At 60.1% G+C, this 21,247-nt stretch carries 18 protein-coding genes and 4 pseudogenes; 8 read left to right on the top strand and 14 right to left on the bottom strand.

Annotation, left to right across the window (positions count from 1 at the left end; genetic code table 11):
• Window positions 1–28 precede the first annotated feature (28 nt).
• Window positions 29–931, top strand: coding sequence for an alpha/beta fold hydrolase (locus FQ187_RS27700; RefSeq protein ID WP_149631913.1), 903 nt, complete (start codon window positions 29–31; stop codon window positions 929–931).
• Here the strand turns inward: FQ187_RS27700 and FQ187_RS27695 are convergent.
• Window positions 900–1,883 (bottom strand): GlxA family transcriptional regulator, encoded by a 984-nt coding sequence (locus FQ187_RS27695; RefSeq protein WP_149631912.1) that lies wholly within the window; start codon window positions 1,881–1,883, stop codon window positions 900–902. The two genes, FQ187_RS27700 and FQ187_RS27695, sit on opposite strands and share 32 nt — an antisense overlap.
• Window positions 1,884–1,973: 90 nt before the next feature.
• Between FQ187_RS27695 and inhA the strand changes: the two genes are divergently transcribed.
• Entirely contained in the window at window positions 1,974–2,669 is a 696-nt protein-coding gene (gene inhA, locus FQ187_RS27690; protein ID WP_149631911.1) for an isonitrile hydratase, read from the top strand.
• A gap of 536 nt (window positions 2,670–3,205) precedes the next feature.
• On the opposite strand, the gene FQ187_RS27685 is transcribed toward inhA, so the two are convergent.
• On the bottom strand, window positions 3,206–3,694 hold the full coding sequence (locus tag FQ187_RS27685; RefSeq protein WP_149631910.1) for an SRPBCC family protein: 489 nt from the start codon (window positions 3,692–3,694) through the stop codon (window positions 3,206–3,208).
• 237 nt (window positions 3,695–3,931) lie between these two features.
• On the opposite strand from FQ187_RS27685, the gene FQ187_RS27680 reads away from it, so the two are divergent.
• A complete protein-coding gene (locus FQ187_RS27680; RefSeq protein ID WP_149631909.1) occupies window positions 3,932–4,333 on the top strand; it encodes a lysozyme inhibitor LprI family protein in 402 nt (133 codons plus the stop codon).
• Window positions 4,334–4,472: 139 nt separating this feature from the next.
• On the opposite strand, the gene peaD is transcribed toward FQ187_RS27680, so the two are convergent.
• From peaD to peaA, 4 genes are all read right to left on the bottom strand, one after another.
• Window positions 4,473–5,591: a quinohemoprotein amine dehydrogenase subunit beta gene (peaD, locus tag FQ187_RS27675; RefSeq protein ID WP_149631908.1), complete on the bottom strand. Its 1,119-nt coding sequence runs from the start codon at window positions 5,589–5,591 to the stop codon at window positions 4,473–4,475.
• 24 nt (window positions 5,592–5,615) lie between these two features.
• Window positions 5,616–5,939, bottom strand: a complete 324-nt coding sequence (gene qhpC, locus FQ187_RS27670) for a quinohemoprotein amine dehydrogenase subunit gamma (protein WP_008145336.1) — start codon at window positions 5,937–5,939, stop codon at window positions 5,616–5,618.
• 1 nt (window position 5,940) lies between these two features.
• On the bottom strand, window positions 5,941–7,371 hold the full coding sequence (peaB, locus tag FQ187_RS27665; RefSeq protein WP_149631907.1) for a quinohemoprotein amine dehydrogenase maturation protein: 1,431 nt from the start codon (window positions 7,369–7,371) through the stop codon (window positions 5,941–5,943).
• Window positions 7,372–7,466: 95 nt separating this feature from the next.
• On the bottom strand, window positions 7,467–9,047 hold the full coding sequence (gene peaA / locus FQ187_RS27660) for a quinohemoprotein amine dehydrogenase subunit alpha (protein ID WP_149631906.1): 1,581 nt from the start codon (window positions 9,045–9,047) through the stop codon (window positions 7,467–7,469).
• A 210-nt stretch (window positions 9,048–9,257) separates the two neighbouring features.
• On the opposite strand from peaA, the pseudogene FQ187_RS27655 reads away from it, so the two are divergent.
• Window positions 9,258–9,533 (top strand): annotated as a pseudogene (locus FQ187_RS27655) (hypothetical protein); the annotation flags it as partial.
• 50 nt (window positions 9,534–9,583) lie between these two features.
• Here FQ187_RS27655 and FQ187_RS27650 read toward each other — a convergent pair.
• Complete coding sequence (locus FQ187_RS27650) at window positions 9,584–9,838, bottom strand: DUF1652 domain-containing protein (RefSeq protein WP_134423379.1); 255 nt, start codon at window positions 9,836–9,838, stop codon at window positions 9,584–9,586.
• 274 nt (window positions 9,839–10,112) lie between these two features.
• Between FQ187_RS27650 and FQ187_RS27645 the strand changes: the two genes are divergently transcribed.
• Window positions 10,113–11,603: an aldehyde dehydrogenase gene (locus tag FQ187_RS27645; RefSeq protein ID WP_149631905.1), complete on the top strand. Its 1,491-nt coding sequence runs from the start codon at window positions 10,113–10,115 to the stop codon at window positions 11,601–11,603.
• Between the two features lie 140 nt (window positions 11,604–11,743).
• Here FQ187_RS27645 and FQ187_RS27640 read toward each other — a convergent pair whose 3' ends face one another.
• The 6 genes and pseudogenes from FQ187_RS27640 to FQ187_RS27615 form a co-directional block, all read right to left on the bottom strand.
• Complete coding sequence (locus tag FQ187_RS27640) at window positions 11,744–13,039, bottom strand: FAD-dependent monooxygenase (protein ID WP_149631904.1); 1,296 nt, start codon at window positions 13,037–13,039, stop codon at window positions 11,744–11,746.
• Window positions 13,036–13,713 (bottom strand): S8 family serine peptidase, encoded by a 678-nt coding sequence (locus FQ187_RS27635; protein ID WP_149631903.1) that lies wholly within the window; start codon window positions 13,711–13,713, stop codon window positions 13,036–13,038. The genes FQ187_RS27640 and FQ187_RS27635 overlap by 4 nt, the downstream gene beginning before the upstream one ends.
• A complete protein-coding gene (locus FQ187_RS27630) occupies window positions 13,703–15,421 on the bottom strand; it encodes an ABC transporter ATP-binding protein (RefSeq protein WP_149631902.1) in 1,719 nt (572 codons plus the stop codon). Before FQ187_RS27630 ends, FQ187_RS27635 begins: the two co-directional genes overlap by 11 nt.
• Window positions 15,421–17,325, bottom strand: a complete 1,905-nt coding sequence (locus tag FQ187_RS27625) for a sigma-54-dependent Fis family transcriptional regulator (protein ID WP_149631901.1) — start codon at window positions 17,323–17,325, stop codon at window positions 15,421–15,423. Before FQ187_RS27625 ends, FQ187_RS27630 begins: the two co-directional genes overlap by 1 nt.
• Before the next feature lie 249 nt (window positions 17,326–17,574).
• Window positions 17,575–17,772: pseudogene (locus FQ187_RS27620) on the bottom strand (histone deacetylase family protein); the annotation flags it as partial.
• Window positions 17,773–17,797: 25 nt separating this feature from the next.
• Window positions 17,798–18,175, bottom strand: a pseudogene (locus FQ187_RS27615) (M20/M25/M40 family metallo-hydrolase); the annotation flags it as partial.
• Here FQ187_RS27615 and FQ187_RS27610 point away from each other — a divergent pair.
• Window positions 18,166–18,441 (top strand): annotated as a pseudogene (locus tag FQ187_RS27610) (LysR substrate-binding domain-containing protein); the annotation flags it as partial. The pseudogenes FQ187_RS27615 and FQ187_RS27610 sit on opposite strands and share 10 nt — an antisense overlap.
• A 12-nt stretch (window positions 18,442–18,453) precedes the next feature.
• On the opposite strand, the gene mrdA reads toward FQ187_RS27610, so the two are convergent.
• Window positions 18,454–20,346 (bottom strand): penicillin-binding protein 2, encoded by a 1,893-nt coding sequence (mrdA, locus tag FQ187_RS27605; RefSeq protein WP_149631899.1) that lies wholly within the window; start codon window positions 20,344–20,346, stop codon window positions 18,454–18,456.
• On the opposite strand from mrdA, the gene FQ187_RS30635 reads away from it, so the two are divergent.
• Both FQ187_RS30635 and FQ187_RS30630 read left to right on the top strand, forming a co-directional pair.
• Window positions 20,317–20,799 carry an LLM class flavin-dependent oxidoreductase gene (locus tag FQ187_RS30635; protein WP_306108659.1) on the top strand — a complete coding sequence of 161 codons (483 nt, stop codon included), beginning with the start codon at window positions 20,317–20,319 and terminating at the stop codon, window positions 20,797–20,799. The two genes, mrdA and FQ187_RS30635, sit on opposite strands and share 30 nt — an antisense overlap.
• The gene (locus FQ187_RS30630) at window positions 20,762–21,070 is read left to right on the top strand and encodes a hypothetical protein (protein ID WP_256667467.1); all 309 of its coding nucleotides are present in this window, start codon (window positions 20,762–20,764) and stop codon (window positions 21,068–21,070) included. The genes FQ187_RS30635 and FQ187_RS30630 overlap by 38 nt, the downstream gene beginning before the upstream one ends.
• Window positions 21,071–21,247: the final 177 nt, after the last annotated feature.

The raw sequence follows: 21,247 nt of genomic DNA, 5'->3' as shown, positions 1-21,247 counted from the left end.
GCAAAAACAACCCTTTCTGGAGTGTCGAATGAACAATGAAGCGCTGATCCACTTCATCCAAACTCCAGGCTTGTCGCTCGCCTACGAAGAACACGGCCCCACCACCGGCGACTCGATCATCCTCCTTCACGGCTTCCCCTACTCCCCCCGCGCTTACGACGAAATCGCCCCAGTCCTCGCCGCCAAGGGCTACCGCGTCATCGTCCCGTACCTGCGCGGTTACGGCCCGACCCGGTTCAACCATCCCGACACCCTGCGTTCCGGACAACAAGCCGCCCTCGCTCAGGATTTGCTGGATCTGATGGATGCATTGGCCATTCAACAAGCCGCCCTGTGCGGCTACGACTGGGGCGGTCGGGCGGCGTGCATCGTGGCGGCGCTATGGCCCGAGCGGGTTCGTTGCCTGGTGACCGGCGACGGCTACAACCTTCAGGACATTCCCCATTCCACCGAACCGTTGGACCCGGAAACCGAGCACCGTCTCTGGTATCAGTACTACTTCCACACGCCACGCGGCGTCGAAGGCCTGACGAAAAATCGCCGGGCCTTGTGCGAATTGCTCTGGAAGCTGTGGTCACCGACCTGGGCCAAAGGCCCTGAGTTGTATCCGTCAAGCGCACCGGCCTTCGATAATCCGGATTTCGTCGAGGTGGTGATTCACTCCTACCGCCACCGGTTCATGTACGCGCCCGGCGACCCGGCGCTGGAGTGGATCGAAGAAGCGCTGACCCAGCAGCCACCGATCAGCGTACCGACGATTTCCCTGTGCGGGGCTGACGATGGCGTCGGACCGGCATCGGAGGTAGACGAAGACATCGCCCATTTCACCGGGTGTTATGAGCGGCGAGTGTTGGCGGGCGTCGGGCATAACATTCCCGAAGAAGCACCCGAGGCAACGGTCAGAGCGTTACTGGATCTGCTGGAGGGCTGACGCTGAAACGCTCGCGATAGGCCTGCGGGGTCACGCCCATGGCCCGCAGAAAACTGCGTCGAAGCGTCTCTTCGCTGCCAAAACCGCATTGCACCGCCACCCGTTTGATCGGCACGCCGGTATCGCTGAGCAACCGTCTGGCGGTCTCGACCCTAATCAGTTCGATGGCCCGAGCGGGTGTCTGGCCGGTGTCGGCGCGGTAGTGGCGGACGAAGCTGCGTTCGCTCATGCCGGCCTGCAAGGCCAGGGTCGGGATGCCCAAATCCTTGGTGAGGTTTTCACTGATCCAGGCATGAAGTTCATCGAAACGACTGCCTTCCTTTTGCAAAGAGAGGGTCACGCTGAACTGTGACTGCCCGCCAGGACGTTTCAGGAACACCACCAGTTGCCGGGCGACTTCCAGGGCCATCGTGCGGCCGAGATCTTCTTCGACCATGGCCAGCGCCAGATCGATACCGGCGGTGACCCCGGCCGAGGTCCAGACCGGGCCGTCATTGATGAAAATCGGATTGGGCTCAACCTGCAGCCGCGGATGCTGCTGCGCCAACTGCTCGCAACGAGTCCAGTGAGTGACCACCCGCCGGCCATCGAGCCAGCCGCTGGCCGCCAGCAAAAATGCCCCGGTGCACACCGACGATACCCGTCGACACCCCGTCGCGTGTTCACGTACCCACGCCACCAGCGGTTCGTCTTGCGCCGCGTCGTAAACGCCCCAGCCACCGGCAATGATCAAGGTGTCACTACCCTCTTCGGGCAACGGCTCGGCCAACAGCGCCAGCCCCGCCGACGACATCACCGCCCCGCCGCCGCTGGCAATCACCGACGGCGCATAAGGTGGCGGAAAACCTTGCTGGCGGGAAATATCGTTGGCCGAGGCGAACACCTGCAATGGCCCGGTGACGTCGAGCAGTTGCACATTGGCAAAGGCGAGCACGTGAATGGTTTTCGGCATGATTGGCGTAATTCGTGGGGTTATTGGCGTATACGCCAAATCCTACGAGCCTAAAGTGAAGTCGTCCACCCACTTCATGAGAAAAATGCCATGACGTTGCAGATCGGTTTTCTGTTGTTTCCACAGGTTCAGCAATTGGACCTCACCGGCCCTTATGACGTGCTGGCCTCGCTGCCGGGCGTGAAGGTGCATTTGATCTGGAAGGATCTGGTGCCGGTCACCGCGAGCACGGGCCTGGTGCTGAAACCGACCACCACGTTCGACGATTGCCCGCCGCTGGATGTGATCTGCATTCCCGGCGGCAGCGGCGTGGGGCCGTTGATGGAGGATGAAGAGACGCTGGCCTTCATCAAGGGGCAGGCTGCCAACGCGCGTTACGTCACGTCGGTGTGTACCGGCGCGCTGGTGCTCGGTGCGGCGGGTCTGCTGAAAGGTAAACGCGCCACCACTCACTGGGCTTATCACGAATTGCTGGTGCCTTTGGGGGCGATCCCGGTGAAGGATCGGGTGGTGCGCGACGGCAATCTTCTAACCGGTGGCGGGATCACGGCGGGCATCGATTTTGCCCTGACCCTGGCCGCGGAGCTGTTCGATAAGGACACGGCAGAGTTGGTGCAGTTGCAGCTCGAATACGCCCCGGCGCCGCCGTTTGCGTCGGGCAGTCCTGAGACGGCTCCGGTGAGTGTGCTGGAGGAGGCCCGCAAACGTGCCGCCGGATCATTGAAACTGCGCTCGGAAATCACTGAACGTGTAGCGGCGAAACTCGATCAGTTGTCAGCACGCTGATCCATCCCGACCGGCAGCCAGTCTCTGGCTGCCGGTCCCCTTGGCCAAAATGAGATGCCGAGGCTTTTCCATCGCCCATAAAAAAACCCGCCTAAGCGGGTTTCTCAAGACCATTTCGACATCCTGTCGGCAGCCATCCTGGCCAATGGTCGATCATCCGTGATCCTGAGCGCTTCCTGCGACTCAGTTGATGGATCCAGATTAAACACATCGGTGACGCATCAAAAGACGACATACCCGTTAGCGGGTGTAAGCCTTTGACCATTCGACCCTTGAAGCAGATTTCAACAGACCAAAAAAAACCCGCCGAAGCGGGTTTTTCCCAAGACCATTACGACTCCCTGTCGGCAGCGATTCCTTGCTTATGGTCGATCATCCGTGATCCCGAGCACTTCCTGTGCTTCGGTTGATGAAGCTAGATTACGCTTCGGATCCAATGTGCAATAGACGACATAGCTACCATCGCGTGTAGGACATTCGCTATAGCCGCCCTTCCGAAAACCCTTAGACAGCTCAGGTATCGAGCAGTGAAGCCCTCACTCTTCCTGACGCTCGCGCGCCTTGGCACTGACTTTGAGAAACTCTTCGATGTTGTTCATCTGTTCATCCCAACCGCGGCTGTCCATGCGGAACGCCTTGAGCCGGCGCGTCTGAGGGATGTGATCGAAACCGGACTCGGTGACCTTGAGTAACGTGCCTTCAACCATGTCTTCGAGCTCGAACTTCACCAGCGTGGTGGGTTCCTGGGAGTAATCGAGCTCAGGCTCCACGGCATACGGGTGCCAGCGAAACGAAAACACCCGTTCCGGCTCGACCCGCTCCACCAGTACGTTCCACAGCAAGTGTTCATAACCCGGGTACGTAATCTGCCCCTGAGTCCATTCACCGGCGACAAAACGCTTGCCCTCCAGCGCCACGCCAAACCACTGTCCAAAGGCTTCGGCATTGGCCAGCACACGCCAGACCTGCGAGCGCGGCGTTTTGAGCAGGATCTTCCTTTCGATGCGATCTGATGCTGGGTTCATAAGTCACCTCCTGTATTGAACAGTAGGCCTGTAAGACCACAAGACCAACCCTAAAGTTGTATCAATCGGGTATCGCAATCAACCCTACCTGAAACATTCGGCTGCACTTCCAAGTGTAATGCCTGGTTTGAAGACAAAAATCCAGCTCTCCGAAAAGCCCGCCAGGCTTCATTTATTGGTTGACCACCCGCTTCGCTACACTGCACCTCAACTTTCCACGTCACAGCGAGAATCCCCATGCACCCACGCTTTCTTCTGGCACTGACGCCTCTACTGTTCACCACCGCCGCTTATGCTGTGGACTGCGACAACGCCGCCGATCAGGCGACGATGAATCAGTGCGCGGCGCAGCAGCACAAGACGGCGGACAAGGAGTTGAATGCGCTTTACCAGCAGATCAACGAGCGCTTGAAGAGCAACCCCGAAAGCAAAAAGCTGCTGATCGGGGCGCAGCGTTCGTGGATTGCGTTTCGGGATGCCGAGTGCAAGTTCTCGAGCGCCGGGGTGGAAGGCGGGAGTGTGTATCCGCTGATCTACAGCAACTGTGTGACTGAATTGACCAAGGCGCGGGTTGATACTTTCAAGAATTATCTGAAGTGTCAGGAGGGGGATTTGAGTTGCCCCGTTCCTGGGGCGTAGTACTCGGGCATTCTCAGGGGCCTCTTCGCGAGCAAGCCCGCTCCCACATTAGATTTTCGGTGAACACATATTTTGTGTACGCCCGAGAACAAATGTGGAAGCGGGCTTGCTCGCGAAAGCGTCCGCACAGGCGAAGCGATTACCGGACGAAAACCTGCGCCGTGGTGATCGCCATATCCCCACCCGGCAACTTGATGCTGCCAATCTGCTTCATGCTCTCGGGATCAAAGATCGCCACATCATTAAACGTCCCCGCCAGATAGATCTTGCTGCCGTCCTTGTTGAACGAAATGCAGTAGTAGGAATGATCCAGCGTCGCCGCCTGGAGCATTTTCTTTTCCTTGATGTCGTACTTCGCCAAACGGTTGAGCACGCCGAACATCAGGTTCGGATCCTTCGGTGAGCGCATGCCGCTGAAGTAGATTTCCGTCAGCGGGCCGAAGTCGGTGGTTTCGGTCTTGCCGGTTTTCAGGTCGATGCTGAACAGCCCGTAGAGGTACTCGTCGGTCAACGGGTCCTGCTTCTTGTCCTTGAATTTCGCCGCGGTGTAGAGCAGCGAGAAGTCATGGCGATAGGTCTGCTGGTTCCACACGTAGAGCACGTCCGGTGCGCTGTAGCCCGGGCGTTTCCAATGACGGCTGGGGATCAGCACGTCGAACTTGCCGGTTTTCACATCGACCTTGTAGACGTCCGCCCCCGCCACATACAGCGTGCCGTCGTCCCCGCTCTGCATGATCGTCAATTGCCGTGGCGCCGGGAAACTGCGCACGGGTTTGGCGTCCATGCCGGCGTCGGTGGCGTACACATCGAGCCGCGGTTGCTGCACTTCGTAGCGGTCGTTGAGCATCAACGTCGGGTTGGCAATGGTGAACAATTCCTTGCCGTCGTGGCTGAGGGTGAAGGCGAACATGGACCTCGCTTTCTCCCCCAGTTTCTGGGTGATGCTGGCGTGGAACACCTGTTTGCAGCTGTCGAGTTCAACGCCGTAGATATCTGCGTAGTGATTGTTCAGCACGTAAGCGGTCTTGCGGTCCGGCGACAACTGAACGGTGCCGGGACCGAAGGCATCCGGCATCTTGCAGGTCTTGAACAAGGTGTCGGTAGCCAGGTCGATGACGTGCAGGTTGTTCGGGTAATTGGTGGTCAACATGTACTCGTGACCATCTTGTAGTGCGGTGTTTTCATCGGCCAGAACGTTGAGCGAACAAGCACTCAGGACGGCGAACGCGGCCAGGCCGCAGGCTTTGATGCTAGGCATGCTGGAATCCTTTTATCTGACCGATTACTTGTCTTTTGGAAAGACAGTCCCGAGGTTGCGCCAGTTTTCGTTGGACGCCTGGGCATCCTTGTTCCAGTCCGGGTAGGTGCTCATCATGTCGGGCACCTGGGCCGGCCACCAGCAAGGGTCGGAACAACCGTAAAGGTCGGCTTCCATCGGCTGGCACAGCGACGACACACCGCCAAATGCATCGATTTCCCAACCCGGGTCGGTGGTCGAGGCGCAGCCGGCGACGGAACTCATCGCCACCACTTCTTCGATGCGGTTTTCGGCCGCGGCCTCATCCAGTTTCAGCGCTTTATTATTGATTGCCTTGAGATGTTTCATATCAGTGAGCCTTGCGCGGAGTGATGTAGCTGCTGATAAACGCAGGGTTGTGGGCCATGATCCGGGTGTAGACCTCGATGCCGAAGTCGACCCAGTCACGCATCAGTTCGCAGTAGTGATAGGTCGGGTGGGTCGGGTCACCGTAACGGGCGTAGCTCTCGTGGTAGCAGCCACCGGAGCAGAGATTGCGGATCTGACAGTCCTCGCAACCGGTGTTGGTACGGTCGAGGCGCTGGGACAGGAAGTCGTTCAACTCCACCTGCTTCACACCGCTGTGGACGTTGCCGAAGGTCGGCAGCGACGAACCGGTAAAGCGGTGGCACAGGTTCAGTTCGCCCTTGTGATCCACCGCCAGCATCTTCAGACCCGCGCCGCAAGGCAGGGCTTTTTTGTGGCCTTCGTGGATGTCGGTGATCAACTGGTGCAGGTTGGAGAAGCCGATGTTGCGGTGCTCCAGCGCCGCTTCCAGATACCGCCGACCAAGCCTCTTCATGCTAGCGAAGACTTCGATCAGTTCGTCGCTAGACAGGTTGAAGGTGCTGATATCGCCGGAGGTCACCGGGGCAAACCCGACTTCGGCAAAACCCAGTTCGTTGAACAGGTGATCCCAAATGGTTTCGACGTCGGTGACGCCGGTGGTCAGGGTCACGCGGGCACCGACCGGACGACTGTTGTAGCGTGACAGCAGCATTTCAGCCTTGCGCCGCACCACGTCGTAAGTACCCTGCCCGCCCACGGTGATGCGGTTGCGGTCGTGCACGGTTTTCGGTCCGTCGATACTGACTGACAGGCCAAAACGGTGGGCATTGAGGTAGTCCACGGTCTCTTCGGTGAGCAGCGTCGCGTTGGTGGTCATGACGAACTCGACGAACTTTCCCGCCTCACGGAAACGCTTCTCGCAATAATCGACCATGTATTCGATCAGCTTGCGATTGCTCAGCGGCTCACCACCGAAAAACACCACGGTGAAACGCTCTTCGTCAGGGGATTCACGCAACAGCATTTCCACCGACGCGACCGCCGTTTCGACGTCCATTTTCTTGCCGGCCGACGGCTTGTCGAGGTCTTCCTTGTAGCAATAGGTGCAACTCAAATTGCAGCCGGTGTTGACGTTCAGCACCACGGTATTGATCGCTGTGCGCTCGACCCGTTTAGTGCCAATGTCGGGGGTCAGCGGCGAACCGTCGCTGACCAGTTCCAGGGCCATCAACTCACGCAAGGTCTCGGTAATTTCCTCGCCGTTGAAACGCGAAGCCAACCGCTGGATCAGGTCTTCCGACGAGCAGCCGGGGCCGCGCAACGTATCGATGATGGTGCCCGTCAGTTCATCGCTGGCGAACAGCGAACTGCTGGGGATATGGAACAGCATGCGATCGGCATCGACGTGCACTTCGTGCAGGTTCCGCTCAACCAGATTCAAAATAGCGCCCATTGCAACCTCCTGTGCAAACCCCGTTCTACGGGGCTCACGGTCATTCCAAAAAAATGTCTGAAGCCGTTGAAGTCAGCCAGCTCACGTTTTCAAAATCATGGAATGGGTGGATTGTTCCAGCGTTGCACGGTGACGATCATGTGGCCTTCGCCGGTCAGGGATTTCCCTGCGTCGTCGACGGCGGCGATCACCTTGAGGTTGCCGGCATTGTTGGTGGACATTTTGCGTTGCGGGTTCGGCCCGGCATCGCCCGGTGTGAACACGCCGCTGTCAGCCTGCATGGTGCCGGCGAACTTGACGTCCTCGTCTTCCTTGGCGCGGTCATCGAAGGCTTCGACCGACCACTGCGCCGGGAATACGCCGATGCGATACGGCTTACCGTCGGTGCCCTTGCCCCAGGCTTCGGCATCAAAACGGCCCTGGACTTTCGGCGTCGAACCACCGCCCTCGCCAATCCGCGCCACCGAGAACTCGGGTACGACTTTGACTTCAGCGATTTTGCTGTAGACCGACAGGGTCGGGCCTTTCAGCGTGCCGACGGTGACGTTGCGCAGACCCGGTTGGGCATTGGCGGCGGCCTTAAGTTTGACCCGTATGCGCTCAGGACTTTGCTCCAGTACTTCGACCACTTCCACGCCTTTGCCGAAGTTCGGCTTGCCGGTGAGACCGCTGCCGACAAGGGTCACTTCAGTTTCAGCGCCGGCCTTGAGATGACCCGGCTGCACCGCCAGCAAACGACTACTGCCCTGCTTGGCGGCGACGAAGTCCAGGCCCCTCTCATCATGCTCGGTCTCGAACATCCGGCCCTGCATCGCGTTGCCTTGGGCGGCGAACACCTGGCGCATGGTCACGCCGTCGATGGTCACATTGCCGCGCCATTCGTAGCCGGTGTAGAGAATCGCGCTGCCGTCGCCGTTGAACGGGCTGCCATCGGCGTATTGGCCTTTGACGCTGACCTTGAACGTGTCGCTGCCATCAGCCGTGACGCTCATCACGCCGGCCAATTCACCCTTGCCTGGCAATCGGCCGCTGAAACTCCAGTCGCCCACCAGTGCTTCGGCTTTCGGCGCGGTGCTCAGCCATTTTTTCCAGGCCGGGTTGTCCAGCGGATAACGCTTGGCCAACAGCGGCACCATCTCTTTACGGGCCAGATCGAACCAGTCGCGGTCGCGAGACAGCGCCTGGTACTCCAGCGACGGCCACTGGCCGAGGTGGAAGTTCACCAGACGCTCCCATTCCTGGGCCGGACGCCGTTGCAGGGCGACCCGCGCACCGGAGTGGCAGCGGCCGCACATCTGGCTGGTCTGGTCGTCGAATTTCTCGACGGTATTGAGTCGACGCTCCAGCGCATAACGTACGCCGTCGGTCTCGCTTGGGGCCAGGCCTTGAGTGTCGGCCAGGTATTTGACCAGGGTTCGGCGGTCGTCATCGCTGATCTGCAAACCGTGCATGGTTTGCATGCGGGCGATGCTCATTAGCCAGCCTTCAGGGGTTTTGCGCTGGTGGCTGATGCGGCTCAGGGCGTTATCGGCTTCGGGGGTATGACAGCCCTGACAGGTTTCCTTGAGGATGGTCTGAGCGTCGCGGGCTGCCAGACTGTAAGGCGAATGCAGCGCCACACACGCGGCCACGGCCAGCAGACTGGCACTCAGGCCTGATCGGAGTTTTCTCTTCATCAACGTCGAACCTCACGGTGCTTTCTTATTTTTGTGGCTTATCGTTTTTATGGTTTCTGCCGTCGGCGGCGCACCGCTGACGGAGGCAAGAGAAACGTCTGCGATGAGCAATACACGGAGCGTGCCAGCTTGCCGATTACCTTTTTAATCAATGAGTTGCGCGACAATGACTGCTTTGCGCCAACGCTGAACGAGATCGCCTGCGTCTAATATCGCGACACGTGTTGCAGTCTGAGACAGCATAGATGGCCAGACCGGAACAGTTCATCGGCCGACGAGGATTCGATCAACAACATCAAGGATGCCATCGGCTTTGGCGTGGCCGGGGCCATGCTGTTGGGGCCCATCGGCGTAATCGCCGGGTTCATGCTGGCCGGAAAGGAAACCGAAGTGACGTTTCTGGCGACGCTCAAGGACGACAGAAAGCTGTTGGCTGCCGTGGATGGCAACACGTTCGAAGAAATTTCCCGTAAGTTTTCAGCCTGAATAATCGGCATGGGCCGCACCGCTTTCCCACGGTGCGGCGTGACGCCGGTTCAGATGTCATAGGTGGGGTGAACGCTTTTGTGTACGTCGATCTCGTGCTGCATGTCCGCCACCAGCGACGCGATCGCATGGGGACTGTCCAGTGTCCACAGGGGAACGTGGGTGGCCACTATATCCACTTTGCCGGTCATGCAGTCGCAGACCCGAATCGTCAGGGACTGGTCCGCCGCCATGGTGCAGGTGCACACGGAGGGCAGAAAACTGTGTTCAATGATGTTTTGAATTTCCAGGGTTGAAAGGAACATCGTTACCTCCCTCACGCCAGATGTATTGCCGGATGAACGGTCCGTCATTTCACCCACCGAGCCTGAAAATTCTAGTCCTCAATGACGGGTACCTCAAGATCGCAACCCGGTTGCTCGTCGTCTCATAGCTGTCGCAATTTGCAACAACCTCACAGCATTCGCGATTCCCTTGAGTGCCCCAAACCCCCGCCGACCAAGGGCTGTCTTGCCTTTCAGGGTACTTGGCACAGCCATTGCGAAGCCTCCGTTCTCACGAACAACAAGAGGTCTCGCCATGCCCCTCCCTTATCTGCTTCCCGCCACCTCAGCCTTCATCCAACGCGCCCCGCGCATGCTCGTCGGCGGCGACTGGGTCGAGGCCGCCGACGGCCAGACCATGCCCCTGCACAACCCGGCCACCGGCGAAGTGCTGTGCGTAGTGCCACGGGCCACGCCTGAGGATGTCGACCGCGCCGTGCTCGCCGCCCGTCAGGCCTTCGATGATTCCGCCTGGACCCGCACCCGACCTCGGGAGCGGCAGAACCTGCTGTGGAAACTCGCCGACCTGATGGAACGCGACGCCGAACTGCTGGCGCAACTGGAATGCCTGAACAACGGCAAAAGTGCGGCGGTGGCCCAGGTGATGGACGTGCAACTGTCCATCGACTTCCTGCGCTACATGGCCGGTTGGGCGACCAAGATCGAAGGTTCCAGCGTTGAAGTGTCGTTGCCGTTGATGCCCAACGATCAATTCCACAGTTTCATCCGCCGCGAAGCAGTGGGCGTGGTCGGCGCCATCGTCGCCTGGAACTTCCCGCTGCTGCTGGCCTGCTGGAAACTCGGACCGGCCCTGGCCACCGGTTGCACCGTGGTGCTCAAACCCGCCGATGAAACCCCGCTGACCGCGCTGAAACTCGCCGAACTGGTGCTGGAAGCCGGTTACCCCGAAGGCGTATTCAACGTGGTCACGGGCACCGGCATCACCGCAGGTTCCGCCCTGACCCACAATCCGCTGGTGGACAAGCTGACCTTCACCGGCTCCACCGCCGTGGGCAAGCAGATCGGCAAGATCGCCATGGACTCCATGACCCGGGTGACCCTGGAACTGGGCGGCAAATCGCCGACCATCGTCATGGCCGACGCCGACCTGAAGACCGCCGCAGCCGGTGCCGCCAGCGCGATTTTCTTTAATCAGGGCCAGGTGTGCTGTGCAGGTTCCAGGCTGTATGTGCAGCGTAAGCATTTCGACAATGTGGTGGCGGACATCGCCGACATCGCCAATGCCATGAAGCTCGGTAACGGCCTGGACCCAAGTGTCGAGATGGGGCCGCTGATCTCGGCGCGCCAGCAGGAACGGGTTTACGGGTACATCGAAAAGGGACGGGAAAGTGGTGCGACGATCGCCTGCGGTGGTGAGCAGTTTGGGCCAGGCTTTTTCGTCAAACCGACGGTGATCGTCGATGTCGATCAGAAACACTCATTGGTGCAGGAAGAGATCTTCGGCCCGGTGCTGGTGGCGATTCCGTTCGATGATGAAGCCGATGCGTTGCGCATGGCCAATGACAGTCCGTATGGGCTTGGGGCCAGTATCTGGTCGAACGATTTGGCGGCGGTGCACCGGATGATTCCGCGGATCAAGTCGGGTTCGGTGTGGGTCAATTGCCACAGCGCACTGGACCCGGCGTTGCCGTTTGGTGGGTACAAGATGTCGGGGGTTGGGCGGGAGATGGGGTATGCGGCGATTGAGCATTACACCGAGTTGAAGTCGGTGTTGATCAAGCTCTGATCTGCGGCGCCCACACGGGCGCCATCGCGAGCAAGCTCGCACACAGTAGTTCTGTGGTGTGAACACTATCTATGTCACACCAACAATTCCCTGTGGGAGCGAGCTTGCTCGCGATAGGGCCAGCCCGGACAACATGAATTTCAGGGTTTGAACCCCTGAGCCAACAACCAACTGCGAACCACCCTTCCCTGCTCCACCGTCAACCCCGCCAAAACCTGATCCGCAGGCTCACTGCCCAACCGCCGCACCAACGGCGCCAACTCAACCCCTTGCACATGCCAGATCCCCATCGGCTGATCCGCCGTGATCACCACCTCAGCCTCATCCACAAATCCATCGCGCAGCACTGGCGCGCGCTCGATTCTCAGCGAGGAAAAATCCGCCTCGGCATGCACCACTTCAGCATCCGGCCACTGCCGCCGCGCAAGCCAGAATGGCTGCTGCAACCAACGCTGCTCATCAGCATAAAAATCCCGCCCGATCCGCGCAAAACGCAAAAACAACTGCCCCACTCGTTGCTGATGAAAGCGCTGAGCCAGCGCCGCTCGCTCGGGTTTACGCAACAACGTGTTGATCACGGTCGGCGCCTGTAACGCCGAGGACAATGACTGAAAAATCCCGTTGCCCGACAGCGGATCCACCGCCATCGCCGCATCCCCTACCCGAATCCAGTTATCGCCACACACCTGAGGGCACAAAATCGCCGTGCTGCTGCGCGCATGCAGCTGTAGATCGATCTCAGGCTCGACACTGAAAAACGCCCGCGCCAACGCCGAGCCTTGGCGCCGTTGACGACAGTAATCGAGCAACATCGCCTTGCCCGGCAATTCAGCACTGGCCACGTTCACCGTCCATTGCCAGTAACACTGACCGTCGGCCCGCCGGGCCATCCAGGCCCAGCCGTCCTCAAGGCTTTCCACCGCGCTGGCGGTGCTGCCCGACGTGCCTTGCCAGCGATTGAGCAGGCTGACCGTCTCCGGCCCGCGCAGGCCTTTGCCGAGCGCCGGTGCCTGACGACCCCGCGCCTCAACCAGAAAATCCGCCAGCAGCGCCTCGCGCCCTTCGACCTCGATCCGATGCCCCGAAACCAATGACTGCACCGTCAGCACACGGCCTTCGATCAGCTCAACGCCAGCCAGGCGCAGATCCTCGCGCAAGCCTCGATCAAAGCTCGGACGATCCAGTAAAAATTCGATGTTCTGCGCATGCTGCTGACCGTTCCATGACACCTGCCGTTGAGACGGCAGCGCCGCATCCGCCAGTGCCTGATGAAGCCCCGCGCCACGCAAGGCCTCCAGCACCCGAATGGAAACGCCTTCCAGCGCCGCAAACCGCCGCCATTCGCTGATCAGCGTCACCGGGTAACCGAGCCTGCGAAGCCCCAACGCGACCGCCGCACCGGCCGGCCCGGCGCCCAGAATCACAATCGCCTTCATGGTCCGAAGCGCCGTTCAGGGCCGCGATATCGGGCATTCTCCCGCAGCCACTCGATGACCTGTTCGTTGCCCGCCTCGGGATGTGCAACCAAAAAACCCGCAATGTGCCCGCTCAACGCCGCACAACCCAGACTGGCGCCGGACTGCCCCGGATAAGTTCCATGCACACACGCGGCGAAATCCGCTTGAGCGCTGTTGAGCCACGACCATTCCTGTTCGGCACAACGCGCATCGCCGGTGACTCGCAGCACCTGTGGATAATTCGCCGGAAATACACCCTCGCCCTGCGCCGGGCTGGATGCACAGAGCAACACGCCCCGCGCCACCGCGGCAGCACAGGCTTCACGCAACAGGCTGCGATCCTGACGCAAACCGAGGCTCAAATTGATCAGCCGGACGTCCTGCGTCACCAGCCAATCAATCGCCGTGGCAATCTGCAAGGCGCTGGTGACCCCACGCTGGTCGAACACCTGAGCCACACAAAATACCGCTGACGGCGCCCGTCGACCGATGGCCTCGATCACCGCACTGCCGTGGCCCAGCGGATCGTCGCGCAAGTCGCTTTCGGCCAATCCATCCGCCAGCAACGAGAAGCGCCGTCCGGCGACCACTTGCACCCGCTGCGCCGCCGAGTGACCGCTGTCCACCACGCCAATCCGAAGCTCAGGCTTCATGCAGCACCGTTTTTGAAGTAAGCACGCCATCGAGCAATTCAAAGCGCAAATCGGCATCGGCCAAGGTAGAAGGACGGTGGCTGATGAGGATCCGCGTACGCCCGGCAAACAGTCGGTCGATGGCTTCGATGACTTCGCGCTCGGTGGCTTCATCCACCGCCGAAGTCGCTTCGTCCAGCACCAGAATCAATGGGTCCTGCAACAGCGCCCGGGCGATGGCGATGCGCTGTTTCTGCCCGCCGGACAACTGCTGACCACGCTCGCCCAACGGACTGTCGAGGCCTTCGGGCAAAGACTCGATCAGGCTGTCGAGTTGCGCCAGCCGCGCCACTTGGGCAATCGCTTCACGGCTGGCGTCGGGCACCGCGTAGGCGAGGTTGTCGGCGAGGCTGCCGCGAAACAGCACGATGTCCTGACTGACCACGGCAATCCGTCGACGCAACTGGAACAGGTCCAGTTCGCGCAGATCGACCTCTCCCAGCAACACGCGGCCGGACTGCGGGTCGTGGTGCCGTTGCAGCAAGTCGATCAGGGTCGATTTGCCAACCCCGGAGCCGCCGCTCAGGGCGACTTTCAAACCATAGGGAATTCGCGCTTCGATGCCGCGCAGGGTAGTCGGGCGACCGGGGTGACTGAAGTGCACATCGTCGAAACGCAGTTCGCCAGAGGTCGGCATCGGCTGCGGCGTGACCGGTGTGAGAACGGTTGGTTCTTCGCCGCGCAACTCCATCACACGCCCGAGGCTGACGGTCATTCGCTGAATCGCGACATAGAGACCCAGCAGACTCTGCACCGGTCCGACGGCCATGCCCAGATAGGTGGAAAACGCGATCAGCGCACCCAGTTGCCAGGTCCCCTGCACCACCCAATATCCGCCGATCAGGAACGCGCTGGCACGAGACAGAGACGTCAGTGTGCCCGGCACCGCCTGGGTGAAAAACTCGGTGACTTGCAGGCGCAGCAACTGGCTCATGTAGCCTTGGCCCAGCGTCTCCAGGCGCCGCGATTCACGCTGTTGCTGACCGGCAGACTGGATGAATTTCATCACCGGCAAGGTCTCGACCATGAACGAGGACATGTCCGCCGAACGCTCACGTAATTGCCGCACATCGCGCTCGACCTTGCGTCGCATCCAGCGCAGCCAGAGCACATCGAGGGGAATCAGCACCAGCGCCAGCAACGAGAGTTTCCACGACAGCGTCAGCAGCATCGCCACGGCGCAGACCAGACCGATCACGCTCGACACCGCCGAGAACAAGGAGTCCACGGCAAAGCGCTGGATCTCTGCGACGTCGCCATCGAGACGTGACATCAGGTCGCCGATTCGGCGCTGTCCGTAGAAACTCGGCGAGAGCGTTTGCAAATGTCGATAGAGGTCGTCGCGCAGGGCGAACAAAATCCGCCCGGACAGTCGCGTGTGCAGGTAACGGTTGATTCCCGACAGCCCCGTTCCCAGCAGCCCGGCCACGATCATCAGCCCGGCAATCAGCACCAGCATCGGGAAGTTGCGTGCGAGCAAACCGTCGTCGATCAGCAGCTTGGTCAGCCAAGGCTGGACCAACACCAGCAACGAGGCGCAGACCGATAACCCGAGCAGCCCGGCAATCGCCAGACGATGGGGCCGCACGAAGCTGTAGAGCCAGCGCAACGCCGTTTGCAGGGCTTCGGGGTTTTGGCTGTCAATCAGCCGAACGATCAAGCGCTGCATCACGAGCGCAACTGTTTGAGCTTGCGATACAAGGTCGCGCGGCTGATGCCCAAGGCTTCGGCGGCGGCCGAGACGTTGCCCTGGTGAGTGTCCAGGGACTGGCGAATCAGCTCCAGTTCGTTTTCGCGAATGCTACCGGCCTGAGGGCGCTCGCTGGCGCTCAACTCGTCGAGCATGCTGTCGGGCAAGTGGTCGAGGGTGAGTACGGTGTCCCCCGGTTCGCGCATGGCCAACGCCGTTCGTAAAACCATTTCTAGTTGGCGGATGTTGCCCGGCCAGTGATAGCCGCCGAGCAAGCGGTTCAAATCGTCATGCAGGACCATCGCCGGTGCATCCAGCTTGGCCAGCAGACGAGCGACCAGACCGCTGAAATCCTCACGTTCGCGCAGGGCCGGGATCATCACGCTGATGCCGTTGACCCGATAAAACAGGTCCTCGCGGAAGTGTTTTTCTTCGACCAGTCGCTTGAGGTCGCGGTGCGTGGCGCAGATCAATGCGACGTCGATGTCTTGCTCTTCGCCAGCGCCTAACGGTGCCACTTTACGGTCCTGCAACACCCGCAACAGACGGGCCTGCAAGGCCAGCGGCATGTCGCCGATTTCATCGAGAAACAAGGTGCCGCCATGGGCCTGTTGCAGACGACCGATCATGCCGCCACGGCGCGAGCCGGTGAACGCGCCTTCGCGGTAGCCGAACAATTCCGACTCGATCAGGCCTTCGGGGATCGCCGCGCAGTTCACCGCGACAAAGGGTTTGTCGCAGCGGGTTCCGGCCATGTGCAGGGCGCGGGCGATGACTTCCTTACCGGTGCCGGTTTCACCCAGCAGCAACACCGGCAGCTCATTGGCCAGGCCTTGACGGGCCATGCGCAAGGCTCGGGCATAACGGACATTGCTGCCGGCCAGGGATTCGAGATCCGGTTGTGCTTTGGCGGTTTTCGCTGTGCTGCGCGGCGGCGTGCTGACATTGATTGAACGCTGCGGCGCACGCAGGGTTTTGTAGAAGAACTCGCCTTTGGCGGTTTGCAAACTGCCGACACCGCCCTGATGCAGACGCGACAGAAGTTGCAGTCCATCGACGCCCAGAAACTCTTCACAGCGTCGACCGACCAGCGCCGAGCGCTCGGCGTGGAGCAACTGACAGGCCTGGGCACTGACCGCGAGAATCTGCCCGCCAAGGCTCACCGCCAACAGGCCTTGCCAAGGGGATTCGAGGTATTGCCGACGGCTGTGGAAGGCCAGGACGATCTCTTCTGGATAACTGGCGTTGAACACCCGGCTTTCGATCTGACTGACGGCCAGGGCCAGCAACGCGGTGCTGTCGTGGGCACGACCGAGCGGGCCTTCGCGGGTCAGGTCGAGTACGCCGAGAATGTCGCCTTGGGGGCAATGGATCGGCACCGAGGTGCAGGAGAAATCGGTCAGGCGATCGAGGTAATGTTCGCCGCAATCGATCATCGTTGGCCGGGCTTCCACCAGTGCGGTGCCCAATGCGTTGGTGCCGCGAGCGGCTTCGCTCCAGCAGGCGCCGAGGGTGATGTCTTGCAGGCCGCTGCCCCTGAAGCGGTCGGCGCGACCTTCGGCAGCGAGGATAGTGGCGTCGGAATTGGCAAGGATGATCAGCCCTTCCTTGCCCTGACGTTCGGCCAGGTAATCGATGGCCGGCAATGCCGCGTCGATCAGCAGCCGATTGCTCGCCAACAGCACGTCGAGGCTCGCGCTCGATTCCAGCGCCAGTTCGTGCTTGGCATTGAAATGCACGCCATGGCTCAGGCTACGCCGCCACGACGCATCGATTTCCGCCCGCAACACGCCATCCGGGACTTCGCCCTCGAGATGGAGTTTTTCCCGGGCCAGCCGGGCTTCGCGGTGCAGTTTGGGAGGAGTTGTTTTTATTAGCGTCATCAAGCGCTCCGGATCGGTCCGCCCTGCGCTTTTTCAAGTTCAGCGCCCTGCCGCAATCTTTACGTTAACGTCAGGGCGATGGCAAGTGCCTTACAGCGCTTGTGTTTCATCCGGGGGACCGCGTTATCGTTCTTCGCGAGCAAGCCCGCTCCCACACTTGACCGAGTTGAACCACAGATTTGTGATCAGCACCGGCGCAATGTGGGAGCGGGCTTGCTCGCGAAAGCGGCCTCCCAGGCACCCTCGAACTCAGAGGCTCCACACCTCGGAGTTCACAAAAAACGCCCGCGCATTATCCTCAAGACTCTCCAGGTGATACCCACCCTCCTGCACAATCAAACACGGCAACCCAAGGCTGCGAATCCGCTCCCCAAGCCGCGCAAACCCCTCACGAGTCACCGCCACTTTGCTCTGCGGATCCAGCTCGAAAATATCGAACCCCAGGGACGGTGTTGCGCGACGATTTGTTGACGATGTCACGCACCGCTAGCGCTGCGTCCAGTGGCATGATCCCGGTGAACACCGCCGAGCCAAACATCGCAGGAGTGAAGCGTGCGCCTTCTTCGTTGGTCCAGACCGCCACTTCCAGCGGCTTGCGGGTCTGGATGCCGAGGTCGTTCAGGCAACGGACCGCTTCCAGGCCGGCGAGTACGCCGTAGACGCCATCGAAACGCCCGCCTTCAGGCTGGGTGTCGAGGTGGCTGCCCATCATCACTGGCGCCGCATCGGGGTCGGTGCCGGCGCGGCGGGCGAACAGGTTGCCGATGGCGTCCACGCTCAGGGTGATGCCGGCTTTGCGGCACCAGTGGGAAAACAGTTCGCGACCGGCCTTGTCTTCATCGCTCAGGCTTTACCGGCAAGATCGTCGCTTCATCGACGAGTTTCGAAGAAATTTATCGTTTGATTTGCGCAGGATTCGGCATTGGCTGTCTGCCGACGCACCTGGTGCGCAGGGATGTCGAGCAGGGTTTGCTCTGGCGCTTGCCGCCGGAAGATGGGGTGGTGGATTTCGATATCCAGCTGTTGAGGAATCGCGAGCAGAAGATGAGTCAGGCCGAAACCGTGTTCCTCGGAAGCTTCCAGCACATGCCCAGTATTCGTGAGCCTGTGCTGTGAAGCCTTGATCGTTTAGACGTGAGGGTCGCCGGGCGGTTTGCTCGGCGTGGCGTATTGCGGTTTCAGGTGACCGTCCTGATCGAGCAGCCAGGCGTCCATGATCTGCCGCACCACAGGACCTGCGACGCGACCACCGGCCTCGCCGTTTTCGATCATCACCGAGATGACAATCTTCGGATGTTCGGCCGGGGCAAAACCGACGAACAAGGCGTTATCGCGGTTACGCTCCAGGGTTTTCGCCCGGTTGTAACGCTCGCCCTGCTTGATCGCCACCACTTGCGCGGTACCACTCTTGCCAGCGATGCGGTACTGAGCGCCCTGCGCTGCCGCCCGGGCAATCCCGCGAGCGTCGTGCATGACCATTTGCATGCCGTGGTTGACTTGCTCCCAGTCACGCGGGTCTTTCAACAGGATGTTTGGCATTGGATGCTCGTCCACTGGCGCAACACCGTCTACGGTTTTGGCCAGGTGCGGGCGATTCCAGACACCTTTGTTGGCGATCAGTGCAGTGGCCTGGGCGAGCTGCAATGGTGTGACCTGCATGAAACCCTGGCCGATGCCGAGGATCACGGTCTCACCCGGGAACCATGCCTGACGGCGCGTGGCGCGCTTCCAGGCTTGCGATGGCATCAGGCCGGCAGACTCTTCGAACATGTCCAGCGAGACTTTCTCGCCGAGACCGAACATGGCCATGTAGTCATGCAGGCGATCGATGCCCAGCTTGTGGGCCAGGTCGTAGAAGTAGGTGTCGTTGGAGCGCATGATCGCCGCGTCCATGTCCACCCAGCCATCACCGCTGTGGTTCCAGTTGCGGTATTTGTGATCGAAGTCCGGGAGTTGGTAATAACCGGGGTCGAAGACGCGGGTCTGCGGGGTAACGACGCCGGCGTCGAGGCCGGCAATGGCCACTTCCGGCTTGATGGTCGAACCCGGTGCATAGAGGCCTCGCAGTACGCGGTTGAACAGCGGCCGGTCGATCGAGTCGTGAAGCGCTGCGTATTCCTTGAAGCTGATCCCGGTGACGAACAGGTTCGGGTCGAAGCTTGGCTTGCTGACCATCGCGAGCACTTCGCCGGTCGACGGATCGAGAGCGACCACCGAACCGCGACGATCACCCAAGGCTTCCTCGGCGGCTTCCTGAAGTTTGACGTCGAGGCTCAGTACGATGTTTTTGCCCGGGATCGGATCGGTGTGCTTGAGTACTCGCAGGACCCGGCCTTGAGCGTTGGTTTCGACTTCTTCGTAACCCACTTGGCCGTGCAACTGCGACTCGTAGAATTTTTCGATGCCAGTCTTGCCGATGGATTGAGTGCCACGGTATTCCACCGTGTCCAGGGCCTTGGACTCTTTCTCGTTGATGCGGCCGACGTAGCCGATCGAATGCGCAAAGTGCGCGCCCATCGGGTAGTGGCGAACGAATTGTGGCACTACGTCGATCCCCGGCAGACGGAACTCGTTGACCGCCAACATGGCGATCTGTTCTTCGCTGAGCTCGTAGAACAAGGTGACCGGCACGAATGGATGGCGGGCCTGCTTCATCGCCTTGTCAAACAACGAGCGGTCTTCGGTCGGCAAGTGCAGGAGGCTGACCACCTCATCCAGTTCCTCTTTGACATCGGAGGCGCGTTCGCGGGTGATGGTCAGGTTGAAGCTGGGACGGTTGTCCGCCAGAACCACGCCATTGCGGTCATAGATCAATCCGCGCGTGGGGGTGATCGGCAGGACATGGACGCGATTGTTTTCTGAGATCGTCGAGTGATAGTCAAATTCGACCACCTGCAAGACATACATGCGCACGACCAGCGCACAGGTAATGGCGACAACGAACAGGGCGCATGCCATCAGTCTTTTGTTAACCAGGCGCGTCTCTTTTTCGTGGTCCTTGATCGGTATCGGTTGGGGCATTTCTGCAGCAGCTCTTTGACTGTGAAGGGGGCGCCGATCCGTAGGCTTGAAATCAGTCCGTTAAAAAACGAGCTGCACCATACCAAAAACTGTGTGGTCACTTTAGTGCGATTTCCTCTAACGGTTGTCCTTGAAGGCCAAAACGACGGTCGTTTTTTTTATGACTCGTGCGTTTTGCTCAAGATTGATATTCCCATTCATGCATTTTTCTTGAAGGAGGCGGCGGTTGTATTACCGCTACGTCAACCTTGGTTAACGCTCAAGGCAGCCAACAGTGTTGATGAACTGAGTGATGGACGTCTGTTACTGGGTGTGGCCAGTGGCGACCGACCTATGGAGTATCCGTTGTTTGGTGTGGACTACGATCAGCGGCGAGAGATCTTTCGCGACACGGTTGAGTTGTTACGCAGCCAAGGTGAACGGCTGGCTCGCCTACCCCGGCACTCCGGATGAGCATCGGCGCCGCGTGGGGCTGTGGCGGGAGGTCTGTGGTGATAAACCCTACATCAGCTTCGTTAACCTGGATCTGGCGGCCAATCCTCATGCGCCGATGCGGCGTGTGCGTTTTGGCGGCAGCTGTGGGAGGCTGGCATTGATCGATGAGCTTCAGGCTGTGCATGAAGCAGGCGTGCAGCACGTTGGCTTGCATCTGCGTCGTAGCGACCGACCGGTTGCCGAGGTTATTGAAGAAATCGCTGAATACGTTCTTCCGAAGTTTCACTAACAATGCTGCTGGAACCAGAGATAGCCGATGGGCTGTCCCTTTTTCGCCACGCCACTTTCCTGCGGACAAAACAAAACCCCTACCTGCATACGCAGATAGGGGTTTCGGAATTTAATCTTGACGATGACCTACTCTCACATGGGGAAACCCCACACTACCATCGGCGATGCATCGTTT

Origin of the sequence: Pseudomonas sp. ANT_J28 (assembly GCF_008370005.1) — a bacterium.
GTDB lineage: Bacteria > Pseudomonadota > Gammaproteobacteria > Pseudomonadales > Pseudomonadaceae > Aquipseudomonas > Aquipseudomonas frigoris.
Note: the sequence above shows the minus strand (reverse complement) of the source record. Positions and strands in the feature narration are given on the sequence as shown.